The sequence below is a fragment of the Duganella sp. Root1480D1 genome (assembly GCF_001427305.1).
Taxonomy (GTDB): Bacteria; Pseudomonadota; Gammaproteobacteria; order Burkholderiales; family Burkholderiaceae_D; genus Rugamonas.
This window is the reverse complement of sequence record NZ_LMFZ01000047.1, coordinates 126,678-149,742: the sequence shown is the minus strand read 5'-3', so window position 1 is coordinate 149,742 and position 23,065 is coordinate 126,678. Positions and strand designations below refer to the sequence as shown.

At 65.3% G+C, this 23,065-nt stretch carries 22 protein-coding genes; 8 read left to right on the top strand and 14 right to left on the bottom strand.

Translation table 11 applies throughout. The annotated features are described in order from the left end of the window. Positions 1 to 25: 25 nt before the first annotated feature. From ASD58_RS25370 to ASD58_RS25355, 4 genes are all read left to right on the top strand, one after another. Complete coding sequence (locus ASD58_RS25370) at positions 26 to 2,209, top strand: DEAD/DEAH box helicase (protein ID WP_057264404.1); 2,184 nt, start codon at positions 26 to 28, stop codon at positions 2,207 to 2,209. Between the two features lie 293 nt (positions 2,210 to 2,502). Further along, positions 2,503 to 3,420, top strand: coding sequence for a S9 family peptidase (locus ASD58_RS25365; protein WP_082565694.1), 918 nt, complete (start codon positions 2,503 to 2,505; stop codon positions 3,418 to 3,420). Further along, complete coding sequence (locus ASD58_RS25360; protein ID WP_057264402.1) at positions 3,420 to 3,866, top strand: ATP-binding protein; 447 nt, start codon at positions 3,420 to 3,422, stop codon at positions 3,864 to 3,866. Before ASD58_RS25365 ends, ASD58_RS25360 begins: the two co-directional genes overlap by 1 nt. Next, positions 3,856 to 4,623, top strand: coding sequence for a tRNA(His) guanylyltransferase Thg1 family protein (locus ASD58_RS25355; RefSeq protein ID WP_057264401.1), 768 nt, complete (start codon positions 3,856 to 3,858; stop codon positions 4,621 to 4,623). The genes ASD58_RS25360 and ASD58_RS25355 overlap by 11 nt, the downstream gene beginning before the upstream one ends. A 148-nt stretch (positions 4,624 to 4,771) precedes the next feature. Here ASD58_RS25355 and ASD58_RS25350 read toward each other — a convergent pair whose 3' ends face one another. Next, positions 4,772 to 5,092, bottom strand: a complete 321-nt coding sequence (locus tag ASD58_RS25350) for a nucleotide pyrophosphohydrolase (protein WP_057264399.1) — start codon at positions 5,090 to 5,092, stop codon at positions 4,772 to 4,774. Further along, on the bottom strand, positions 5,089 to 5,538 hold the full coding sequence (locus ASD58_RS25345) for a GNAT family N-acetyltransferase (RefSeq protein ID WP_057264397.1): 450 nt from the start codon (positions 5,536 to 5,538) through the stop codon (positions 5,089 to 5,091). The genes ASD58_RS25350 and ASD58_RS25345 overlap by 4 nt, the downstream gene beginning before the upstream one ends. Positions 5,539 to 5,608: 70 nt before the next feature. Here ASD58_RS25345 and pepN point away from each other — a divergent pair, with 70 nt between their 5' ends. Beyond that, complete coding sequence (pepN, locus tag ASD58_RS25340; RefSeq protein WP_057264395.1) at positions 5,609 to 8,263, top strand: aminopeptidase N; 2,655 nt, start codon at positions 5,609 to 5,611, stop codon at positions 8,261 to 8,263. On the opposite strand, the gene ASD58_RS25335 is transcribed toward pepN, so the two are convergent. Continuing rightward, entirely contained in the window at positions 8,260 to 10,128 is a 1,869-nt protein-coding gene (locus tag ASD58_RS25335; protein ID WP_057264393.1) for a bifunctional diguanylate cyclase/phosphodiesterase, read from the bottom strand. The two genes, pepN and ASD58_RS25335, sit on opposite strands and share 4 nt — an antisense overlap. Positions 10,129 to 10,287: 159 nt before the next feature. Here ASD58_RS25335 and ASD58_RS25330 point away from each other — a divergent pair, with 159 nt between their 5' ends. Together ASD58_RS25330 and ASD58_RS25325 are read left to right on the top strand one after the other, a co-directional pair. Next, the gene (locus ASD58_RS25330) at positions 10,288 to 11,166 is read left to right on the top strand and encodes a CsgG/HfaB family protein (protein ID WP_057264391.1); all 879 of its coding nucleotides are present in this window, start codon (positions 10,288 to 10,290) and stop codon (positions 11,164 to 11,166) included. Between the two features lie 97 nt (positions 11,167 to 11,263). Then, positions 11,264 to 11,911 (top strand): response regulator transcription factor, encoded by a 648-nt coding sequence (locus tag ASD58_RS25325; RefSeq protein ID WP_229210110.1) that lies wholly within the window; start codon positions 11,264 to 11,266, stop codon positions 11,909 to 11,911. On the opposite strand, the gene ASD58_RS25320 is transcribed toward ASD58_RS25325, so the two are convergent. From ASD58_RS25320 to ASD58_RS25275, 10 genes are all read right to left on the bottom strand, one after another. After that, on the bottom strand, positions 11,885 to 12,505 hold the full coding sequence (locus ASD58_RS25320) for a YoaK family protein (RefSeq protein WP_229210109.1): 621 nt from the start codon (positions 12,503 to 12,505) through the stop codon (positions 11,885 to 11,887). The two genes, ASD58_RS25325 and ASD58_RS25320, sit on opposite strands and share 27 nt — an antisense overlap. After that, positions 12,502 to 12,915: a DoxX family protein gene (locus ASD58_RS25315; protein ID WP_156401488.1), complete on the bottom strand. Its 414-nt coding sequence runs from the start codon at positions 12,913 to 12,915 to the stop codon at positions 12,502 to 12,504. The genes ASD58_RS25320 and ASD58_RS25315 overlap by 4 nt, the downstream gene beginning before the upstream one ends. Before the next feature lies 1 nt (position 12,916). Beyond that, the gene (locus ASD58_RS25310; protein WP_057264386.1) at positions 12,917 to 14,818 is read right to left on the bottom strand and encodes an amidohydrolase; all 1,902 of its coding nucleotides are present in this window, start codon (positions 14,816 to 14,818) and stop codon (positions 12,917 to 12,919) included. Further along, the gene (locus ASD58_RS25305; protein WP_057264384.1) at positions 14,815 to 15,069 is read right to left on the bottom strand and encodes a DUF1427 family protein; all 255 of its coding nucleotides are present in this window, start codon (positions 15,067 to 15,069) and stop codon (positions 14,815 to 14,817) included. The genes ASD58_RS25310 and ASD58_RS25305 overlap by 4 nt, the downstream gene beginning before the upstream one ends. Continuing rightward, complete coding sequence (locus ASD58_RS25300) at positions 15,066 to 15,722, bottom strand: hydrolase (protein ID WP_057264377.1); 657 nt, start codon at positions 15,720 to 15,722, stop codon at positions 15,066 to 15,068. The genes ASD58_RS25305 and ASD58_RS25300 overlap by 4 nt, the downstream gene beginning before the upstream one ends. Before the next feature lie 19 nt (positions 15,723 to 15,741). Then, positions 15,742 to 17,187, bottom strand: coding sequence for a catalase (locus ASD58_RS25295; protein WP_057264367.1), 1,446 nt, complete (start codon positions 17,185 to 17,187; stop codon positions 15,742 to 15,744). A 3-nt stretch (positions 17,188 to 17,190) separates the two neighbouring features. Further along, the gene (locus ASD58_RS25290) at positions 17,191 to 18,156 is read right to left on the bottom strand and encodes an alpha/beta fold hydrolase (RefSeq protein ID WP_082565676.1); all 966 of its coding nucleotides are present in this window, start codon (positions 18,154 to 18,156) and stop codon (positions 17,191 to 17,193) included. Between the two features lie 128 nt (positions 18,157 to 18,284). Beyond that, complete coding sequence (locus ASD58_RS25285; RefSeq protein WP_229210108.1) at positions 18,285 to 20,063, bottom strand: hypothetical protein; 1,779 nt, start codon at positions 20,061 to 20,063, stop codon at positions 18,285 to 18,287. A gap of 14 nt (positions 20,064 to 20,077) precedes the next feature. After that, a complete protein-coding gene (locus tag ASD58_RS25280; RefSeq protein ID WP_057264365.1) occupies positions 20,078 to 20,509 on the bottom strand; it encodes a nuclear transport factor 2 family protein in 432 nt (143 codons plus the stop codon). 86 nt (positions 20,510 to 20,595) lie between these two features. Continuing rightward, positions 20,596 to 21,444: a CAP domain-containing protein gene (locus ASD58_RS25275; RefSeq protein ID WP_162253064.1), complete on the bottom strand. Its 849-nt coding sequence runs from the start codon at positions 21,442 to 21,444 to the stop codon at positions 20,596 to 20,598. A gap of 52 nt (positions 21,445 to 21,496) precedes the next feature. Between ASD58_RS25275 and ASD58_RS25270 the strand changes: the two genes are divergently transcribed. Further along, a complete protein-coding gene (locus ASD58_RS25270; protein WP_057264361.1) occupies positions 21,497 to 22,036 on the top strand; it encodes a DUF2058 domain-containing protein in 540 nt (179 codons plus the stop codon). Here ASD58_RS25270 and ASD58_RS25265 read toward each other — a convergent pair. After that, the gene (locus ASD58_RS25265) at positions 22,026 to 23,006 is read right to left on the bottom strand and encodes a cyanophycinase (RefSeq protein ID WP_057264359.1); all 981 of its coding nucleotides are present in this window, start codon (positions 23,004 to 23,006) and stop codon (positions 22,026 to 22,028) included. The two genes, ASD58_RS25270 and ASD58_RS25265, sit on opposite strands and share 11 nt — an antisense overlap. Positions 23,007 to 23,065 lie beyond the last annotated feature (59 nt).

Below are 23,065 nucleotides of genomic sequence, written 5' to 3'. Positions count from 1 at the left end.
CAACAATAACCTCACGAGTGCCGCCATGTCTGACACCATGTTTACCGATTTGAACCTCAGCGCCCCCATTTTGAAGGCGCTGAAAGAAGTAGGCTACGAGACCCCGTCTCCGATCCAGGCCTCCACCATCCCGCACCTGCTGGAAAACCGCGACGTGCTGGGCACCGCGCAAACCGGCACCGGCAAGACCGCAGCCTTCGCGCTGCCGATCCTGTCCCGCATCGACATCAAGCAAGCGGCGCCGCAGGCGCTGGTGCTGGCGCCGACGCGCGAACTCGCGATCCAGGTGGCGGAAGCCTTCCAGCGCTACGCCGCGCACATCCCGAAATTCCACGTGCTGCCGATCTACGGCGGCCAGTCCTACGGTCCGCAACTGCAAGCGCTGCGCCGCGGCGTGCACGTGGTGGTGGGCACCCCGGGCCGCGTCATCGACCACCTGGAAAAGGGCTCGCTCGACCTGTCGCAGCTGAAAACCCTGGTGCTGGACGAAGCGGACGAAATGCTGCGCATGGGCTTCATTGAAGACGTCGAGCGTATCCTGCAGGAAACGCCGGAGTCGCGCCAGACCGCCCTGTTCTCGGCCACCATGCCGGCCCAGGTCAAGCGCATCGCCACCACCTACCTGAACGACCCGGCCGAAGTGATGGTGGCAGGCAAGACCACCACCAACACCAATATCCGCCAGCGCTACTGGCTGGTGTCCGGCATGCACAAGCTCGACGCGCTGACCCGCATCCTGGAAGCGGAGCCGTTCGACGGCATGATCATCTTCTCGCGCACCAAGATCGGCACCGAGGAACTGGCGGAGCGCCTGCAGGCGCGCGGCTTCTCGGCCGGCGCCATCAACGGCGACATGCAGCAGGCGGCGCGCGAACGCATGATCGGCCAGCTGAAAGACGGCAAGATCGACATCCTGGTGGCTACCGACGTGGCAGCGCGCGGCCTGGACGTGGAGCGCATCAGCCACGTGGTCAACTACGACGTGCCGTATGACCCGGAAAGCTACACCCACCGCATCGGCCGTACCGGCCGCGCCGGCCGCAGCGGCGAGGCAATCCTGTTCATCACGCCGCGCGAGCGCAACCTGCTGAAACTGATCGAGCGCACCACGCGCCAGGCGGTATCTCCAATGACGCTGCCAACCATCCAGGCCGTCAACGACGTGCGCGTGCAGCGTTTCAAGGACCAGATCACCGACGCCCTGGCGCAGGAAGGCCTGTCCTTCTATGAAACGCTGGTGAACGAGTACGAGGCTGAGCACAATGTCCCGGCCGTCGAAATCGCCGCGGCACTGGCGCTGATGGCCAGCGGCGGCAAGCCGCTGCTGCTGGATAAATCGCGCGAAAAAGGCTGGCATGAAGACGGCGCGCCGCGCCAGGAAGGCCCGGGCCGCGAAGGCCGCGAACCCCGTGAGCCACGCGAGCCGCGCGAGCCGCGTCCGAAGAAAGAACGCATCGAACGCGAGCCGGAGCCGGGCAAGGCCACCTACCGGGTGGAAGTCGGCTACCAGCACGGCGTCAAGCCGGGCAACATCGTCGGCGCCATCGCCAACGAGGGCGGCATCGATTCCAAGTTCATCGGCCGCATCGAGATTTACGACGACTACTCGCTGCTGGATATGCCGGCCGACCTGCAGCCGGGCGACATCGAAACGTTGCAAGCGCTGCGCGTCGCCGGGCAGCCGCTGCGTCTGCATCGCGACGGCGAAACGCCGCCGCCGGCACCAGCCGCCAAGGCGCCGCGCGCAGCCAAGCCTGAACGCACTGAACGCACTGAACGTGCCGAGCGCCCGGAGCGTGCCGCGCCACCGCTGTCCTCGCGTGCGGATGACGACGAGCCAATGTTCGAGGAAGCGCCGAAGCGCAAGAAGAAAGACAAGGCCGAAGCAGGCGAGGGCGGTGCAGCCCCGATGCCGATGCGCGCCTACCGCGTGGAAGTGGGCTCGGGGGACGGCGTCAATGCCGGCAACCTGGTTGGCGCCATTGCCAACGAAAGCGGCCTCGAATCGCGCTTCATCGGCCGCATTGAAATCCTGGACGACCACGCCTTTGTCGAGATGCCGGATGGCATGCCTGACGATATCTTCAAGCATCTGCGCAAAGTGTGGGTCGGCGGCAAGCAACTGAAAATGTCGCTGGCCGACGCCATGCCGCCGATGTCCGGCAAGCACACTCCGCCGAAGAAGCCGGCAGCCAAGCCGAAGCGCTGATTCGCGCCGAAACTCCGGGACCGGGCGGGCTGCCCGGTCCTGTTTCGCAATCCCTCTGCACCTACTACTGAAAGCTACTGAAATTTTTCGGGTTATAGCGCTATCAAGGGCAAAACACGCAAATTTCAGTAGTTTTAAGTAGTTGTTTCAGTAGTTTTCAGTAGTAGTCTGCGACAGTTCTGGAACGGAGACCGGATGCCGCGCCAAAGCTGGCGGCGCCAGCCAAGGTTTGTTGCCGGATTAGCCATCCGCACGCTATGCTGCTGGCTGTTCCGGACTTCGCCGAGAAAGCCATGCACAAACTGATCCGCCATTCCCTGTGCGCCGCCGCCGGCGCTGCTGCCGTCGGTGCATCCGCCGCGCAGGCCGACGCCGTCGTGACCAAGCCACTGACGCTGGACCAATACCTGGCCCTGAAAGGCCCCGCGCCCGACAAACGTATCTTCTACGGTACGGCGCCCAGCCAATTCGTCGAACTGTTCAAGCCCGCAGGCCCGGGCCCGCACCCTGTGGTGGTACTGGTTCATGGCGGATGCTGGACGCGGCACTACGACGGCATCGAGCAAATGCGCAATATGGCTGGCGCAATGGCCAGGGATGGTATTGCGGTGTGGAGCGTTGAATACCGCCGCCACGACGAGGAGGGCGGCGGCTACCCCGGCATGTACCAGGACGTGGCGACAGCCGTCGACCTGCTGAAGCACGAGGCACAAGCCAGCGCGCTGGACCTGGGCCGCATCGTCGCGGTCGGCCACTCCGCCGGCGGCCACCTGGCGCAATGGGCCGTTTCGCGCCACAAGCTGCCGCAATGGAGCCCCGCCTGGGCACCGCAGCCGCTGAAAATCAACACCGTAATCAGCCTGGGCGGCCTGGCCGACCTGCGCAACGAAGCGGCCCTGATCCGTACCAGCTGCGATTGCGAATCCGCCTTCATTGCCGGCAAGCCAAGCGAGCAGCGCCCCGACATCTTCGCCGACACCTCGCCGGCGGAAATGCTGCCAGCCGGTGTGCACACCGTCCTGATCCATGGTGAGCTCGATACCATTTCGCCAACCGTCACGGGCGAAAACTACGCGCGCCGCGCAAAGGCCGCCGGCGACACTGCCGAAGTGCTGGTTCTGCCGGGCGGCAGCCATTTCGACGAAGTCTCCGCTGACTCGAAGTCCTGGCTGATCATCCGCGGCCAGATCCACAAGGCCTTGGGACTCTGATGGAAGCGGTGCTGTTCGTCGGCATCCAGGCATCCGGGAAGTCGACGTTTTACAAAGAACGCTTCTTCAATTCCCACGTTCGCATCAGCAACGACCTGCTGAAAACGAAGAACCGGGAAAAGCTGATGTTCGCGCTTTGCTTCGAGACGGGGATGCCGCTGGTGATCGACAACACCAATGTCAGTAAAGAGGTGAGGGCGCGCTATATCGCGCTGCTGAAGGAGCACGGCTACCGCATCAAGTGCTACTACTTCAAGAGTGACCTGGAGCGCTCGCTTGAATGGAACGGCCAGCGCCAGGGCGCCGAATGTATCCCGCAGGTTGGTATTTTCAGCACCCACAAGCGGCTGGAGATCCCCAGCCCGGAAGAAGGCTTTGATGAATTGTTTTACGTTGACTGGATAGCCGGCCAACGCGTCGTAAAGGAATGGAATAGTGAAGTTTGATGAACTCGATGAATCCATGCGCGTGTACGAAACCGCGCATGACCAGTGCGTCCTGCCTGGCATTTACATGGTCGCACGCATCGACGGCCGTAGTTTTACGCGGTTGACCAAGGAGCTTGCCGGTTTCGAAGCGCCGTTCGACGTTCGCTTCCGGGACCTGATGATCGAAACCACCAAGCACTTGATGAACTGCGGTTTCAATGTGATCTACGGCTACACCGAGAGCGACGAAATCTCGCTGCTGTTCGATCTGGACATCAATGTCTTCGGCCGCAAGACCAGGAAATACAACTCCATCCTGGCCGGCGAAGCCTCCGCCAAATTCAGCCTGATGCTGGGACAGTTGGGCGCCTTCGATTGCAGGATTTCGGAACTGCCGACCAGGCGCCTGGTGGTCGACTACTTCCGCTGGCGCAACGAAGACGCGCATCGCAACGCGCTGAACGCGCACTGCTATTGGATGCTGCGCAAGGAAGGCGTGGACCCGAACAGCGCGGCCGCGACGATTGCCGGCAAATCGCTGGCCGACAAGAACGAACTGCTGTTCAGCCGCGGCGTCAATTTCAACGAGCTGCCGAACTGGCAGAAGCGCGGCGTGGGCCTGTATTGGGGCGTCGAGGAGAAGGCGGGCTTTAACCCCAAGGACAATGTGCCGGTCGTATCGCAGCGCCGCGCAATCGTGACGGAGCTGGAATTGCCGATGCGCGACGAGTACAGCGCCTTTGTCGCAAACCTGCTGGAGAGAGGAAAGCAATAAGTGACACTCGTCAAAAAGGGCAAGTACTGGTACGGAGCGGACCAGGCAGATATTCGAAAAGCCATTCAGGATTTCTCATCAAGCTAGTATGCCGACTGGAAGAACGAATACTCAGGCTACCAATCCTTGCTTGCGCGCGTGTGAGCTGTCACGCCTTCGGGGCCGGGTACTTGATGGCATTGAGCTGGATCTTTTCCAGCGCCGCTGCGTGCAGGTCGACATCGAGCTTGTCGGCGAGCTGCACCAGGTAAAGCAGCACATCGGCCAGTTCCTGGCGAACCGCCTCATGCTGGCCTGGCGCCAGTTCGCCGGCGCGACCGGTCGGCAGCCACTGGAAATGCTCGGCCAGTTCGGCTACCTCCACCGACAGCGCCATCGCCAGGTTCTTCGGCGTGTGGTACTGCTCCCAGTCGCGCGCGGCGGCAAAGGCGCGCGTGCGCTCGCGCAGGTCGTGCAGCGCGTCCGTCATGCCGCCTTCTCCATGAACACGCTCAAAGGATCGTCGCGGTAATCGCCATACGGCCCGCGCACGCGGTAGCCCAGGCGCTGGTACAAACCGATCGCTTCGGGCTGGGATGGCCCGGTCTCCAGCATGAACTGGCGGCAGCCGCGCGCCAGCGCTTCCGTTTCCAGCATGCCGAGCAGGCGCTGCGCCACGCCCTGGCCGCGCGCGGACGGATGCACGAACATGCGCTTCACTTCCCCGTATCCCGGCGTCACCACGATGGCGCCACAGCCCACCGCTGCGCCGTCCAGGTTGCGCGCCACGGCAAACAGCACATTGGGCTGCAGCAGCGAGTTCATGTCGAGCGCATACACGCTCTCCGGTGGATACAGCGATAGCTGGTAAGCGTCCAGCAGGTCGATCAGGGCCACGACTTCGGGCTGGTTAGGGGTCTCGAGTTTGATGTCCATCGCCCAATGGTATCATCCCTGCGCCACCAGACCGGGGCCGGTCCGGGGCGAGACATGTATAAGGAAAACCATGAAATCGCTAGTTCCTCATGCCATTACACTGGCAGTCAGTGCACTTGTCGCCACCAGCGGCATGGCGGCCGACAACAGCGCCATCACCCCGCGTGCTGAAAACCCTTACCTGAGCCAGGCCGATGCCGCCGCCCGTTCGGCGCGCGTATCGAACGTGGCCTATGTCCTCGACTTTACGCTGACCGGCGGCGAGACCTTCAGCAACACCACCACCGTCGCCTTCGACCTGAAGGACAACGCGCAGCCGCTCACGCTGGACCTGGACAAGGCCACCGTCAAGCGCCTGGTGGTGAACGGCAAGCAGGTCGCCGCGCCGCAGTACAACAACTGGTTCATCACGCTGGCCGCCGCCGACCTGAAGGCCGGCCGCAACAGCGTGACCGTGGAATTCGAGCGCAAGCACAGCACCAATGGCGAGGGCCTGCACCGCATGGTCGACCCGGTCGACGGCCGCGTCTACACCTATTCGCACTTCGAGCCGGCCGCCGCGCACCAGATGTTTGCGCTGTTCGACCAGCCGGACCTGAAAGCGACCTACCAGGTCAGCGTCACCGCCCCTGCCGACTGGACCGTGGTGTCCACCACCCGCGAATCCAAGGTGGAAGAGGCGGCCAATGGCAAGCGCTGGACCTTCCCGGTCTCCAAAATCCTCAGCCCGTACAACTTCTCGATGCACGCCGGCCCCTACAAGGTATGGGAAGACGCCACCAGCGCCAAATACCCGATGCGCCTGTTCGCACGCCAGTCGGTGGCCGACCAGGTCGACCCGGCGCCGTGGTTCGAATACACCAGGCAAGGCCTGGCCTGGTTTGACGACTATTTCGGCGTTCCTTACCAGTACGGCAAATACGACCAGCTGCTGGTGCCGGACTTCCTGTATGGCGCGATGGAGAACGCCGGCGCCGTGACCTTCGCCGAGCATTCCTTCCTGCACAAGGACAAGATGACCAGCGCCGAGAAGCACGAGCTGGCCAGCGTGATCATGCACGAAATGGCGCACCAGTGGTTCGGCGACCTGGTCACCATGCAGTGGTGGAACGGCCTGTGGCTGAACGAGAGCTTCGCCTCTTTTATGGGTACCCTGGCCACCGCCGAAGCCACCGAATACAAGGACTCCGCCTGGCAGTACTTCTACGCCCAGGGCAAGGCCGGCGCCTACGTGCAGGACCAGCGCGTCACTACCCACCCGATCGAAACCCCGGTGCCGTCGACCGCCAACGCCTTTGACAACATCGATGCCATCACCTATTCCAAGGGCGCTTCGACCTTGAAGCAGTTGCGCCACCTGCTGGGCGAAGAAACCTTCCGCAAGGGCGTGCATAACTACCTGGTCAAGTACCAGTGGAAGAACGCCAGGCTGGATGACTTCATCGGCAGCCTGGCCGATGCCGCCGGCCGCGACCTGGGCCAGTGGACCCAGGACTGGCTGTACCAGCCGGGCGTGAACACCATCACCGCCAACTACAGCTGCAAGGCCGGCAAGATCGACGCCTTCAGCCTGCAGCAGACGGCGGTGCCGCAGTTCCCGACCCTGCGCGAGCAGCGCGTGCAACTGGCCCTGATGCAGAAGCAGGGAAAACAGCTCGCCATCGCCAAGGTGCTGCCGGTAACCTACAAGGGCGCCGTCACCGAGGTGCCGGAGCTGAAAGGCGCCGCCTGCCCCGACCTGGTCTATCCGAACTACCAGGACTGGGGCTTCGTGAAAGCCAAGCTCGATGCGCGTTCCTTCGCCACCGCGCGCCAGGACGTCAGCAAGGTGGAGGACAAGCTGCTGCGCACCATGCTGTGGCATAGCATGTGGGACAACGTGCGCGACGGCGCGCTGCCGCTCAACGAGTTCCTCGACACCGTGCTGGTCAACGCGCCGCTGGAAAAGGACTACGTGCTGCTGGGCGACGTGCTGGGCAGGATGGGCGAGTCGATGCGCTACCTGCGCACCATGGCGGCCGACGGCGCCTACACTCGCACCGTGGTGGGCCGCCTGGAGAAAATGGCCTGGGCGCAGGCCAAGGCCAGCAAGGGCGACTTCCAGCGCCGCTGGTTCAATGCCTACCTCGGCACCGCCGGCAGCAAGGAGTCGCTGGAGCGCATTGCCGCCATGCTCGACGGCCGCGAAAAGCTGGCCGGCCTGACCCTGAGCCAGGACGTGCGCTGGAACATGATCGCGGTCCTGAATCGCCAGGCTTACCCCGGCGCCGAGGCGCGCATCGCGGCCGAACAGGCCAGGGACAAGTCCGACAGCGGCGAACTGGCGGCGGTAGCGGCGCAGGCGGCGCGTCCGGACGCCAAGGTGAAGCAGGAATGGCTGGACCGGATCGGCGACACCCAGACCAAGCTGCCGTTCTCGCGCATCCGCACCGCCATGTTCTCGCTGTACCCGTCGGCCCAGGTGGCGCTCAACGAGCAAAGCGCGGCGGCCCGCCTGGCGCAGTTGCCGCAGCTGGACAAGTCGGCCGGCCCGGTCTTCATGCGCGCCTATGGCGGCAGCATGATCCCGGCCACCTGCAATGCGCACAGCGTGCAGCGCCTGGCCGATACGGCGGCCGCCAACCCGGGCCTGAGCGACGGCACCCGCCGCGCGCTGCTGGTGGCGCACCAGGAAGACCAACGCTGCGTGGCGATCCGCAAGGCGCTGACCGTCAAACTCAACTAAACCTGCAGCTTGGTGGAGAGCGCGGCCTGCGCAGTCAGCAGGTCGAGCAGCGCCGGCAGCGGCGCCGGGCGGCCCAGCAGGTAGCCTTGCAGTGCATGGCAACCGTGGGCCGCCAGGAAATCGGCCTGGGCCTGCGTCTCCACCCCTTCCGCCACCACCCGCAAGCCCATCTGGCCGGCCATGGCCAGGATGGTCTGCACGATCACCACGTCGCTGGCATCGTCCGGCATGTCCATGATGAAGCTGCGGTCGATCTTCAGTTCGTACAGCGGCATGCGCTTCAGGTACGCCAGGCTGGAATAGCCGGTGCCGAAATCGTCGATCGAGAAACGCACGCCCAGCGCGGCCAGCTCGTTCATGCGCGCCACGATTTCATCCATCTTCTCCACCAGCAGACCTTCCGTCACTTCCAGGATCAGCAGCGCCGGCTCCACGCCATGCTCCTGCAGCACGGTGCGCACCTGGTGCACGAAATCGGCCTGGCGGAACTGCTGCGGGCTGACATTGACCGACAGCGGCAAGGACAGGCCCAGCACCGACATGCGCTGCTGCGCCAGGCATGCCTGCTTCAGCGCCCATAGGCCGAGCGGCACGATCAGTCCCGCTTCTTCCGCCAGCGGAATGAAGATGGCCGGCGCCACCATGGCGCCTTCGTCGCGTTCCCAGCGCATCAGCAATTCGGCGCCGTGCAGCCGGCCATGGCAATCGAACTGCGGCTGGTACGCAACATGCAGCCGCTCCTGTTCGATCGCTTGCGCCAGCTCGCGTTCCAGCGTCAGGCGTCGCTCGACTTCGGACTGCATGGCCGCTTCGAAGAAGGCGATGCCGTTGCGGCCGGCGCCCTTGGCGCGGTACATCGCGGTGTCGGCTTCGCGCAGCAGGTCGTCGGCTTGCTGGCCGTACCTTGGCAGCAGCGTAACGCCGATGCTGGCCGAGCAGCCATAGCCCTGGCCGGCGATTTCGAATTCCTGCGCCAGCGCGGCGCGGATCTTTTCGGCCACCCCTTGCGCCGCATTGCCGGCCGTTGCCAGGTCGGGCGCCAGGTGCGCCAGCAGCACCACGAATTCGTCGCCGCCGATACGCGCTACGGTGTCGCTCTTGCGCACCAGTTCCTCCAGGCGCTGCGCGGCCAGGCGCAGCAAGTGGTCGCCGGTGGCGTGGCCGCGCGCATCGTTGATGGTCTTGAAGCGATCGAGGTCGACGAACATCACGGCGCTGAACACCTGCTGGCGCTCGGAACTGGCCAGCAGGCTGGCCAGGCGGTCCAGCAGCAGGCGCCGGTTCGGCAGCCCGGTCAGGGGATCGTAGAACGCCAGCTGCTCGCCCTCGGCCAGCGAGCGCGCCAGGTGGCGCAGCAGCACGCCGCAGCTCATGGTCAGGATGCCGGCAATGAACAGGTAATTAAGCGCCACGATGGCGGCGCGCAGGGCGGCATCGTCCGACAGGCCCATGGCCGCCGGGTCGGGCGCCGGCGCAAACCCGGTCAGCACGATGGCCACCGCGCCGGCCAGCAGCAGCCAGATGGCCGGCTTCAGCCCCACCAGCAGCGCGGCCAGGCAGGGCACCGCCAGCAAATAGGTGTGCGCCACCGGTCCCACCTGCAGCATCAGTGCCACCCCCACGCCAAAGGCAATCAGCAGGAATTGCATGGCGCGCAGCGGGTAGGACACCACCTCCTGCAGCCGCCACAGGGCCGCCAGCCAGGACAGCGCAATCAGGTCCACCACCATCACGCCCCACAGCCCCTCGCGCAGCGATTGCACGATGCTGGGGATGGCCGTGGCCAGGCCCAGTACCAGTACGATCTGGACCAGGCGGGCAAAGATCTTTTCGCGCCAGTGGGTGATCTGGTCGGGGGCAGCCATGCGCTAGCTTCCTTGCTCTTAGGAACCTTGATGGTACGCCCAATGGCGCGCCGTGTCACCGCTGCGGGTGGGGCCAGCGGGCGTGACTATTTGATAGTATTTTTGACATGTCTTTCTTATAAAATCGGCCGTTTCATCCAATAATTAGGGGATCTACGTATGAAGACCAAACTGTTCGCGGCCGCGGCGGCCCTGGCGCTGGCCGGTTGTGCCGGCACCCAACCAACCCTGGGCGGCGGCAGTACGGTAGCCACCGGCAGCGCCGGCGGCGCGACCGCTGCCAACGCCAATACCCAACTGGAAAAATGCGACCGTCCGCTTGGCACCCTGTCGGTGGTGGAGGACCGCAGCATGCCGTGGTTCCAGCAACTGAGCCAGTACAAGCTCGGTTCCACCACGCCGGTGCTGCGCATGATGATCCAGCAGTCGAACTGCTTCGTGGTGGTGGAACGCGGCGCGGCCATGGACCATATGATGGGCGAGCGCGCGCTGGAAAAATCCGGTGAAATGCGCGCCAACAGCAACTACGGCAAAGGCCAGATTGCCGCTGCCGACTACACCATGAGCCCGACCATCACCTTCAGCCAGAAGGGCACGTCGGGCGTGGGCGGCGCGCTGGGCGGCTTTGGCCTGATCGGCAGCGTGGCCGGCGTGGTGGCCGGCAATATGAAGACCAATGAAGCATCGACCATGCTGCTGATGATCGACAACCGTTCCGGCGTGCAGCTGGCGGCAGCCGAAGGCAGCGCCAAGAACACCGACTTCGGCATGTTTGGCGCCATGTTCGGCGGCAGCGCGGCCGGCAGCGCTGGCGGCTACACCAACACCCCGGAAGGCAAGATCCTGGTGGCAGCCTTCATGGACTCGTACAACAACGTGGTGCGCGCAGTGCGCAACTACAAGCAGCAGGAAGTAGCGGGCGGCCTGGGCACCGGCGGCGCGCTGGGCGTGCAGGGCGGCACCACCGCCGCTTCGCAGCAGCCTGTGCCTACCCAGTCGCAGGTACAGGCGTCCAAAGCCAAGGCCAAGAAGAAGTAAGCCGCAGCGCATGCCGGGCGTTCGCTACGCCCGGCAAATTGCCAGTCCGGCCTTCCGTTGCTATAGTGCTCCGTTGCAGTCCTGCGCGGAGCTTTCCTTGAACACCCAGACCATTCCAGACACCGCCGCGCCAATCCGGGTGCTGCTGGTGGACGACCATCCCATGCTGCGTGCCGGCCTGGCCGATGCAATCGCCGGCCAGCCCGACATGCAGGTAGTGGCCGAAGCGGCCGACGGCCACCAGGCACTTGCCGCCTGGGCCTCGGTGCGTCCCGACCTGGCCATCATGGACCTGGCCATGCCGGGCATGTGCGGCATCGAGGCGCTGCAGGCGATCCGCGCCCAGTTCCCGGCGGCGCGCATCGTGATGCTGACCACCTTCGGCGGCGACGCCCAGGTGCGGCGCGCGCTGGCGGCCGGCGCCAGCGGCTTCCTGCTCAAGAGCAGCCTGCGCAAGGAACTGGTCGGCATGATCCGCGCCGTGCACGGCGGCCAGCGCTACATCTCGCCCGAAATCGCGCAGCAGCTGGCCAGCCACCTTGGCGCCGCCCTGCTCAGCGAGCGCGAAGTCGAAGTGCTGCAATGCGCGGCGGCCGGCAACGCCAACAAGCGCATTGCCAGCCTGCTGGCCATTTCCGAGGAAACGGTGAAGGCGCATATGCGCAGCATCCTGTCCAAGCTCGATGCCAACGACCGCACGCACGCCGTCACCATTGCCCTAAAGCGCGGCATTATCGGGCTTTGATGCCTCGGGCTTTGACAGCGCCGCCAGCGCCAGCAGCAGCGCGATGGCCGGCAGCAGGCCGACCCCCATGCCCCAGCGTGAAGCCAGCGCGCCCATCACGCAGCCTGCCGCGAACGCCAGCACGCCGCCGCTGAGCGCCGCCAGCGCGGGCCGCTCGGCGCCGCCCGCGCGGTCCAGGCAATCGATCACCAGTTGCGTGACATTGCCTGTCATGACCGTGCTGGCTGGCAGCTTCGCCAGCAGCAGCTTGCCGTAGCCGTTCTGGGCGCCCATGGCTGCTGCGCACAGCAGGCCCGCCGCCATGTCCCAGCGCGCGCTGGCCGCGGCGGCCAGCATCAGCGCCGCCTGCAACAGGTGGGCCGGACGCAGCGCCCCCTTGCCACCGCCCTGGCAGCGCCGCACCAGGGCGCGCACCGCCACCACGCCCGCCACGAAGGCCGGGAAAGCCAGCAGCTTGAGCAGCACGTCGTTGCCCGGCGCCACCACCTCGCGCCCGAGCAGCACGAAGTTGCCCGTCACGTGGGCCGTGAACAGCCCGTGCAGGGCAACGAAGCCCAGCGTGTCGACATAGCCGGCCAGGAAACTCAAGCTCATTCCGCGTGCCATGCACCCCCCTTGCCTGATTTGGCAGCCAGGTCATGCCAGGCCACCAGCAGGAAACCGCCGGCCAGGCCCAGGTGCTCGTAAAAACTGTTGGCGGCCATGAAACGCTGCATGCCCGTCATTTCCCAATAGCGGTTGGCGATGAAGCTGGCCGCCACCGTGAACAGGGCCAGCCAGGCCGCGCCCAGCCAGCGCAGGCGGCCGCTCAGGATCATGGCTGCCGCCCCCAGTTCGCCTGCGATCACCAGCAGCGCCAGCGGCGCTGCCGGCTGCAGCCCGAAGTGCTGCATTTCGCCGACCGCGCTGCCAAAGTCCAGCAGCTTGTTCAAGCCGCCCTGCAGGTAGGCGGCGCACAGCAGGAGCAGGGCCAGCCAGTGCATGGCACGCATCGGGCGCCCCATGTCACACCGCCCAGCAGGAGCAGCCCAGCGCGCCCCAGAACGACTTCAGGTCCGCGATCGGCAGCGAGCGCGTCCATGCCGTGGCGTGCTGGTGGCCGTGCATGCCGCATTGGCTGGAACAGCCGCAAGCTGCCGCCGCTGCCATGGCTGCCGTGCGGGCGTGGCCGGCATGGCCGCCGGCCGCGGCACCCGGCAGCGTGCCCCAGGCGCCGTAGCCGCCGTACTGGCGCACCGGCGACCAGTCCGGCATGGCGGGGGGCAGCGGCGGATCGAAGGCGCCGAAGGGCCCGGCGCCGTACACCACTTTGCCGCCGACGATGGTGAGCAGCGACGTGGTATCGGCAATCTCGTCCTCCGGGCAACGCAGGAAGTCGCGGTCCGGCACCATCAGGTCGGCCAACTGGCCGGCTGCAATGCGCCCCTTTTTTCCTTCCTCGTTGGAGAACCAGGTCACGTTCTCGGTCCACATGCGCAGCGCCGCCTCGCGGTCCAGCAGGTTGCGCTGGGGGTAGAGCCGCATGCCGCCCACGGTGCGCCCGGTGGTCAGCCACGACAGCGAGACCCACGGATTGTACGATGCCACGCGCGTGGCATCCGTGCCGGCCGACACCTTGACGCCGGATTCCAGCAGGTACTTCACCGGCGGCGTCGCCTCCGCCGCAGCCGCGCCATAGCGCTCGACGAAATACTCGCCCTGGTAGGCCATGCGGTGCTGCACTGCCACGCCCCCGCCCAGCGCCGCGATGCGCTCGATGGATTGCGGCGAAATGGTTTCCGCATGGTCGAAGAACCAGTGCAGGCCATCGAGCGGCATGTCGCGGTTGACTTTTTCGAATACGTCCAGCGCGCGCGAAATGGTTTCGTCATAGGTCGCGTGCATGCGCCACGGCCAGCGGTTCTGCACCAGGATGCGGATCACGCCTTCCAGGTCGTCTTCCATATTGGCCGGCATGTCGGGGCGCGGCTGGCGGAAGTCTTCGAAGTCGGCGGCCGAGAAAGTCAGCATCTCGCCGGCGCCGTTGTGGCGGAAGTAGTCGTCGCCCTGCTGGTACTTGCTGCTGGCCGCCCAGTTCAGGAAATCGTCCTTCTCCTGCTTGGGCTTTTGCGTGAACAGGTTGTAGGCCAGCCGGATGGTCAGCTCGCCGGCGTCGGCCAGTTGCTGGATCACCTGGTAATCCTCGGGATAGTTCTGGTTGCCGCCGCCCGCATCCAGCGCGCCGGTCACACCCAGGCGATTCAGCTCGCGCATGAAGTGGCGGGTGGAGTTGAGCTGGTATTCCGGCGGCAGCTTCGGGCCTTTGGCCAGCGTGGCATACAGGATCGAAGCATTCGGTTTGGCCAGCAGCAGCCCGGTCGGGTTGCCGGCACTGTCGCGCAGGATCTGCCCGCCCGGCGGCTGCGGCGTGTCGCGGTCGTAGCCGACGGCGCGCAGCGCGGCGCCATTCAGCAGGGCGCGGTCGTACAAATGCAGGATGAATACCGGCGTATCGGGCGCCACGGCATTCAGCTCTTCGATGGTCGGCAGGCGCTTTTCCGCGAACTGGTGTTCGGTGAAACCGCCCACCACCCGCACCCATTGCGGCGCGGGCGTGATCGCCACCTGGGCGCGCAGCATGGCCATGGCGTCGGCCAGCGAGCGCACGCCGTCCCAGCGCAACTCCATATTGAAGTTCAGGCCGCCGCGGATCAGGTGCAGGTGGTTGTCGATCAGGCCGGGCAGCACGCGCCGGCCTTGCAGGTCGATCACGCGGGTGTGCGGCCCCGCCAGCGGCAGGATCTCGCGCGCCTCGCCGACATGGGAAAAACGGCCGCCGCTGACGGCGACCGCATCGGCCTCGGGCTGGCTCTTGTCCAGCGTCGTGAAGCGGCCGTTATGGAGTATCAGCTCCGGTGCAGCAGTCATTTCTCCTCCTTGGAACCGGCGCATGGCAGTTGGCCGAAACAATGCGGCTTCACTTGCTCATGCAGCCAGGATACCTGCTGTTCCTTCGGCGCCAGCCACTGGCGAACCAGCGGCGGCACCTGTTCTCCCAGCAGAATGCCGAGCAGCCCCACCAGCGCCACCACGGGCGGCGCCGGCGAGCGCACGTTCAGCACGCCGTACAAAATGCCGGCCAACAGGCCGGCACCCAGCGAGAGAAGATAAATCTTCACTGGCCTTCCTTGGCGTGGAACATGGTCTGTGCGTAGATGATACCCAAACCGTAGGCGCCGCCGAATTTCTTGGCGATGCCGGTGGTCATTTCATAGGAATCGGTGCGAGCCCAGTCGCGCTGCAGTTCCAGCAGGTACTGCAGCGAGGTCATTGGACGCGCGCCGGCTTGCACCATGCGTTCCATAGCGCGCTGGTGCGCTTCGGCCGACACGTCGCCGCAGGCGTCGGCAATCACGTACACCTCAAAGCCCTGGTCCAGTGCCGACAGGGCCGGGCCCACGATGCAGACCGAAGTCCACAGGCCGGCCAGCACGATGCGCTTCTTGCCGATGGCGTTGACGCGGCGGATCACGTTCTCGTCTTCCCAGGTGTTCATCGAGGTGCGGTCGGTGATCTCGGCGCCGGGGAAGGCATCCTTGATCTCGTCGAACACTGGGCCGGAGAAACTCTTCTCGGCCACGCTGGTGATGATGGTCGACACGTCGAAACCGGCGGCGGCATGCGCCACCAGCGCGGCGTTGCTGCGCAGCGTGACGGCGTCGATCGAATGGGTGGCGAAGGCCATCTGCGACTGGTGATCGATCATGACCAGGGTGTGGTCGCGCGGGGTCAGCAGTAATGAGCCTGGGGCAGCTTTAGCGGTAATGGTCATTTGTCTTCCTTTCGTGGATTTACCAAAGTGGGCGCAACTTGTCGAGCGCGGCGGAGATGCCGGCGCCGTAGGCCTCATCGGCCTTGTTGCAGTTTTCAATGTGGCGCTGCTGGATATGCAGCGCCACGCCGGCCAGCGAACGTGCGGTGTTGTCGAACAGGGCCTGGCGCTGCTGCTCGTCCATCAGGCGGAACAGGGCGCGCGGCTGGCTGTAGTAGTCGTCGTCGGCGCGGTGGTCCCAACGCGCGGCGGCGCCTTCCAGTGCCAGCGGCGGCTCGGCGTAGGCGGCTTGTTGCTGCCATTCGCCCTTGGAGTTCGGCTCGTAGCCGATGGTGCCGCCCTGGTTGCCGTCGACGCGCATGGCGCCGTCGCGGTGGTAGCTGTGGAACGGGCAGCGCGGCGTATTCACCGGGATCGCGTGGTGGTTGACGCCCAGGCGGTAGCGCTGTGCGTCGCCATAGGCGAACAGGCGCGATTGCAGCATGCGGTCGGGCGAGAAGCCGATGCCCGGCACCACATTGGCCGGCGTGAAGGCGGCCTGCTCGACGTCGGCGTGGTAGTTGTCCGGATTGCGGTTCAACTCCAGCACGCCCACTTGATGCAGCGGGTAGTCCTTGTGCGGCCAGACCTTGGTCAGGTCGAACGGATTGAAGCTTGCCTGCGCCGCTTGCTGCTCCGTCATCAGCTGCACTTTCAGCGTCCAGCACGGGTATTCGCCGCGCTCGATCGCTTCGAACAGGTCGCGCTGCGAGGATTCGCGGTCCTTGGCGATCAGTGCTGCCGCTTCTTCGTCGCTCAGGTTGACGATGCCCTGCTGGCTGGTGAAGTGGAACTTGACCCAGTGCCGCTCGCCGGCCGCGTTGATGAAGCTGAAGGTGTGGCTGCCGAAGCCGTGCATGTGGCGGTAGGAGGCAGGAATGCCGCGCTCGCTCATCACGATGGTCACCTGGTGCAGCGCTTCCGGCAGCAGGGTCCAGTAGTCCCAGTTGTTTTCCGCGCTGCGCAGGTTGCTGCGCGGGTCGCGCTTGACGGCGTGGTTCAGGTCCGGGAATTTCAGCGGGTCGCGCATGAAGAACACCGGCGTGTTGTTGCCCACCACGTCCCAGTTGCCTTGCTCGGTGTAGAACTTGACGGCAAAGCCGCGGATGTCGCGTTCCGCGTCCGCCGCACCGCGCTCGCCGGCCACGGTGGAAAAGCGCGCAAAGACCTCGGTTTTCTTGCCGACCGCGCCGAACAGCGCCGCCTTGCTGTAGCGCGTGATGTCGTGGGTGACGGTGAAGGTGCCGAAGGCGCCCGAACCCTTGGCGTGCATGCGGCGCTCAGGAATCACTTCGCGGTGGAAGTGGGCCAGTTTTTCCAGGTGCCATACATCCTGCAGCAGCATGGGGCCGCGCGGCCCCGCCGTTTCCACGTTCTGGTTGTCCGCGACCGGCGCACCGGCCGCGGTAGTCAGCTTGCGGTCCATGGATTAGCCCTTGATGAAGGCCAGCAGATCGGCGTTCAGCTTGTCCTTGTGCGTGTCGGTCAGGCCGTGCGGCGCGCCCGGGTAGATCACCAGCTTGGCGTTCTTCAGCAGCTTGGCAGCGGCCTTGGCGGCGGCGTCGATCGGCACGATCTGGTCGTCGTCGCCATGCAGCACCAGCATCGGGATCTCGATCTTTTTCAGGTCGGCGGTGAAGTCGGTTTCCGAGAACGCCTTGATGCAGTCGTAGGTGTTCTTGTGGCCAGCCATCATGCCTTGCATCCACCAGGCGTTGATCATGCCTTGCGATGGCTTGGCGCCTGGACGGTTGAAGTTGAAGAACGGGCCGGAAGCGATATCCAGGTAGAGCTGCGAGCGGTCCTTCAGCGAGCCGGCGCGGATGCCGTCGAACACTTCGATCGGCAGGCCGCCCGGATTGGCGGCGGTCTTCAGCATCAGCGGCGGCACGGCGGAAATCAGGCCCGCTTTGGCGATGCGCTTGCTGCCGTGGCGGCTCAGGTAGCGGGCCACTTCGCCGCCGCCGGTGGAGAAGCCGAACAGCGCTGCGTTTTTCACGTCCAGCAGGTCCAGCAACTGCGCCAGGTCGTCGGCGTAGTGGTCCATGTCGTTGCCGTCCCACGGCTGGCTGGAGCGGCCATGGCCGCGGCGGTCGTGGGCGATGGTGCGGTAGCCCTGGTCGGCCAGGAACAGCATTTGCGATTCCCAGCTATCGGAGTTCAGCGGCCAGCCGTGGCTGAACACCACCACCGGGCCGTTGCGCGGACCCCAGTCCTTGAAATAGATTTCCACGCCGTCGCGGGTGGTAAAAGTGCCGGAGGTGCGGCCGGCGGCAGCGGATGCCTTGGCGGCAGCCGGTGCGGCGGAAGCGGAGAGGGAAGCACCGGCTGCGGCGACAGCGGTGGCGGCGCCCAGCAGGACGTTGCGGCGGCGGTTGCTGATAGGGGAGGTCATGGTTTTGCTCTTCTTTCTACATGTGGTTAAAACGCAGTTGAAAGAATAGCCAGACCGTGCCGGGGCCGAATCGCCCATCCGGGGGCGTGGGCACTACCTCTTTTGGGGGATGCCGGGCCCCGCACCGCTCACAGGCGCGCCAGTTCCGGCCCTTCTTTTGGCCCCAGCCAGGTGGCAGCGAAGCGCTTGCGGGTGGCAGCTGCCGCGGCCTTGTCGCCGCGCTTTTCGTACACCTCGAGCAGCCCGCGCAAGGCCCAGCCATTGCTCGGCGTCTTGGCGAACGAAGCGCGGAAGGCCGCTTCCGCTTCATCCAGCTTGCCGGCCTTCAGCAGCGCCGCCCCCAGCGACTGGCGCACCGGGTAGTACCAGTACGGCGGCTCGGTATAAGGCAGCGCATCCTGCGCCGCCACCGCCTGCGTGAATAGCGTAATGGCGCTGGGCAGTTCGCCCTTCGCTTCGGCCAGCTTGCCTGCGGCGACCAGGCGCGCGGTATGCACGATATCCGGGCCGGGCACGCCCCAATCGGTCAGCGGCTTGAAGTCGGCCTTCTGTTCGATGGCGGCAATGCTGTCGACCTCGCGCTGGCTGTCGTCCCACATGCCCTTGCGCGCAAAGCCGACGGCACGCGCGTAATGCCACATCGCGCGCAGCAGCACGAATTCCTCGGCCGGCGCGGGCAGCGCCAGCAGCGTTTCCGGGCTGCTGAACTGCACGTGCGCGAAATACGGCGCGGCGCGCACCGGCTGCATCGGCGGGATCGCGCGCAGTTGCTCAGAGCTGATCGATTGCTCCAGGCGCTGCGTGGCCCGCAGCGTGGCTTTGCCGTCGCCGCCCATCAGCGCCGACACCATGGCGAAGTGGATGTTGTGCGGGTAGTAGGCGCCTTTGTATACCGGATCGCTGGATGCGCCGCTGAAGTATTTTTCGTCGATGGCAATGGCATCGATGTTCGACTGCAGCGCGTCCTTGTACAGGCCGACGCGGTAGTAGATGTGCGAAGGCATATGCACGATATGGCCGGCGCCGGGAATCTGCTGCGCCAACTGGCGCGCATAGGGCAGGGCTTTTTCCGGATGGGTCGAGGCTTCCATCGCGTGGATGTAGTAGTGGATGGCACCGGGATGGCTGGGGTTACGCTCCAGCACCCGCTCCAGCGCGTCGACCATTTCCTGTGTGCGGCCTTTCGGCCTGGCGCCGCCGGCTTCCCAGTAATTCCAGGGCGACAGGTCCATCAGCGATTCGGCGAACAGCACCTGCACCATGTCGTCGTTCGGGAAGCTGTGCGCAGCTTCGGTCATGCCAGCGGCATAGGCCTGGTCCAGCGGCGCACGGTCGGCCGGCGGTTGCGCGGCATAGCGCTTGTTGACGGCGCGTACCAGCGCCTGTTCCACCGGGCTGGCCGTGTTGGCGGCCGCTGCCGCGCGCTCGGCGGCAGCGAAGGCCGGGGCCATCGCTTCCGGGAACATCGGGGCGTTGATGTTCGGCCCCAGCACCAGGGCCTCGCCCCAATGGCACATGGCGCATTGCGGGTCGGCCTGTTGCGCGGCGTGGAAGGCGCGCGCAGCCTCGGCGTGGTTGAAGGCAAACAACAGGCGCAAACCCTGGTCGAAGAAAGCCTGGGCGCGCGGGCTGCGCGTGGTGACCGAATAATGCAGCTTGCCCAGGTCCTTGTATAGCGGCGGCGGGCTGGCTTCCTGCGGCGTGCGCGCTTGCTGCACCGGCTTGAAGGGCGCGGTTTCGGCTTGCGCCAGCATTGCCAGCATGACTGGCTTCCCGCCTGCCGGGATGGCGCACAGCGCGCCATCCAGCAGCGGGTCGAAGACTGGTTCGCGCAGCGCCTGCGAACCGGTCGGCAGGGTGCCGGCCGCCAGGCACAGCATCAGGGGCAGGGCACGGGCGGTCGGCATATCAGCTCTCCTTGTCAGTGGTGTAATGGCTTGCCTGCAGCCTGGCCTGTGGTAGCCGGATGCAAGGCATGTTCCAGTTTGCTGGTGTCGTAATAAGCGCGCAGCGAGACGACTTTATTGTCGCGCATTTTGAAGACATGGACGAAGGGATTGTCGTAGGCGATGCCGGTGCTGCGCGCAATCCAGCTCGAGTCGCCGGTTACCACCACGGTATCGCCTTCCTGCACCATGGTCTTTGGTTCAAGGTAGGTGCACTGCGTGGTCTCATTCAACTTCACGAAGAATTCGGCTATTTGCTGCTTGCCTTGATAGCTGCCGCCTATGGGCAGGTAGTCGGAGTCGGGATTGATCATCTCCGCGTCGTCGTTATAGCGTTCGAGCAGGCCTTTCAGGTCGCCTGCCGCGAACAGTTTGTAGCCTTCACTAATGAACTTTTTGGTGTCCATGGCATCCCCCAAACACCGGCACCTGCAGCGGCATGCCGCAGGCTGCCGATCAGATAAGCCTAGTACGCAGGGGGCGGATGTCAAGCTCAGCGCGGAGCGCCGAACACCTGGGTCCAATAGGCGGCGGGGCGCCTGCTTTGGCGGATGCTGACGCCCACGCCGATTTCGGTGAAGTTGGGATTCATCAGGTTGCGGCAATGGCCCGGGCTGTCGATCCAGCCCGCCACGGCTTCCTGCGCGCTGGTCTGGCCGCGCGAAATGTTCTCCCCGATGTGGCGCCAGCGGTAGCCGCGCGCTTCGGCGCGCTGCGGCACCTCGTTGCCTTGCTTGTTCTTGTGGGCGAAGTAGCCTTGCTGCGCCATATCCTCGCTATGCGCCTGCGCCGCCTCGGCCAGTTGCGGGTTCCAGCCAAGCGGCGGCGCGGCCTCCATCCAGGTGTCGCCGCATTGGCGGGCTGCGGCGCGGGCAGTATTGGTGGCCTGGAATACCTGCTGCGCCGCTTCGGCAGTATCGGGCAGCAGGGTGACGGGATTCGGCGTCGGCGCGGCCAGCACGATGGTCCAGTCGTTGCCATCACGGTGGGCGCCGATGTCGCGGTAGCGCCGGCTGCCCAGGGTCGCGCAATACGATTCACGCAAGGCTTCGAAGGCACTGCGTGCATCGCTGGGCCCTTCCACATTGACTGCGTCGGCCACTTCCGGATCGTAGCCAGCGCTGTCCAGCGCGGCCAGCAGGATGGTGCCGGGGCGCAGCGCGAAGCGCGACAGCACGGCCCGTGGCGTCAGTAGCGGCACGGCAGGGCGCTGCTTGCCTTGGCAGGTGGCAGGGGCGGCACGCCAGGCGTTGACCATGGCGGCCAGTTGTTCCGCGTCGCCGGCTTGGGCGGCAGGCAGCTGCGCGGCACAGGCCATTGCGAGAATGATCAGCCTTTTCATGGGGGGCACTATACCTGCTCTGTTAAACTGCAGGCAACAAAGGAGTGTAGACATGGTTTCGTTGCAAGAACAATTGATGAAGGCTGGCCTGGTCGACAAGAAAAAAGTCAACAAGGCGCAGCAGGAAAAATCCAAACAGCACAAGGAAGAACTGCGCAGCGGCACCAAGGCCGTTGACCAGTCGCGCGAAGCAGCACTGGAGCAGCAGCGCAAGAATGCCGAACGTGCGCGCGAACTGAATGCGCAGCGCGACGCCGCTGCGGGCCAGAAGGCCATCCTGGCCCAGGTGATCCAGATGGTGCAGCAGCACCGCCAGCCGAAAGGCAACGGCGACGTGGCTTACAACTTCACCGTCGGCAGCAAGATCGAGCGCATCTATGTGTCGGATAAGGTGCAGCAGCACCTGGTGAATGGCCGCCTGGTGATCGTGGCGCTGGATGGCGGGGCCGAACTGGTGCCGAAAGTGGTGGGCGAAAAGATCGCCGAGCGCATGCCGGAAGTGGTGGTCGCGGTCAGGAAGGCCGCCAGCGAGCAGCCGGCGGAAGATGATCCATACGCCGACTACAAGATCCCGGACGACTTTACCTGGTAAGCAGCGCTCCGGCTTCGGCCGATACGGTGAACGGCACCGTCGCCCCGCCATAGCCGGCCCAGTTGCGCAAGTCAAAGCTGCCGCCGCCCGACATGCGCTGGCCTTGCAGGTTCAGGTAAGTCAACGGCTGCTTCGGCTTGCACACTTGCGGAAGACCGACCGATTGCAGGAAGGTGACAGAACCAGCGCCAACGCGCGTGCCCTTGCCGTCTTCCACCAGCAGCGCCGTTTCCACGTCGACCCCGATGCCGCGCGCCATGCCGGCCCAGCCATCGTTGACGATGCGGGCGATGAACGCCACCAGGCGGCCCAGGCGGTCGCGCGTATCGAAGTGGGCATCGGTAATCACGCTGCCCAGGTCGGGCAGCAGCAGGAAATCGCGTTCCAGCGTCAGGCGCTTGTCGAAGGGATCGGCCAGCGCTTCATCGGACGTAATGCTGCCGTTCAGCGCGGCAAAGCCAAAGCGCCCCAGCAGGGCCAGGCCGGCGCTGGTGCCGCCGATCGGGATCCTGCGGCTGGCCAGTTCCTGGATCGCCGCCTGCACCGGCGTGCCTTGCCAGAAATTGATGTAGTCCGATTGGTCGCCGCCGGCGATGAACAGTTCTTCCGCATTGCGGATACGCTCGGCCACGAAGGGATCGTTGGCGGCATCGCGGCTGGGGATCACCAGCGTTTCCACCGACTGCGCGCCGCCCATGGCGTAGATATAGGGGTTATAGGCATCGGTGCCGCGGCTGCGGATCACCACGAAGTTGCCGCCGCCGCCTTTCTGGATCATCCAGGCAAAGGCGGCATCGACGTCCGGCCCGCCGCCCATCAGCACCAGGCTCGGTTTTTTCGGCGGCGCCAGGACTACATTGGCCGGGTCGCCCACCGCGTAGTACTGGTAAGGCTTGCCGGCGTGGGCGGGCGCTGCCAGCGCGGCGGCCAGCAACAGGAAGAAGGCAAACAAGCGGTGGAGGCGGTGCATGGCGATGCTCCCGGGCAAGGTGAATCCTGCCCAGCCATTGTACGCCCGTCACTTGCAGG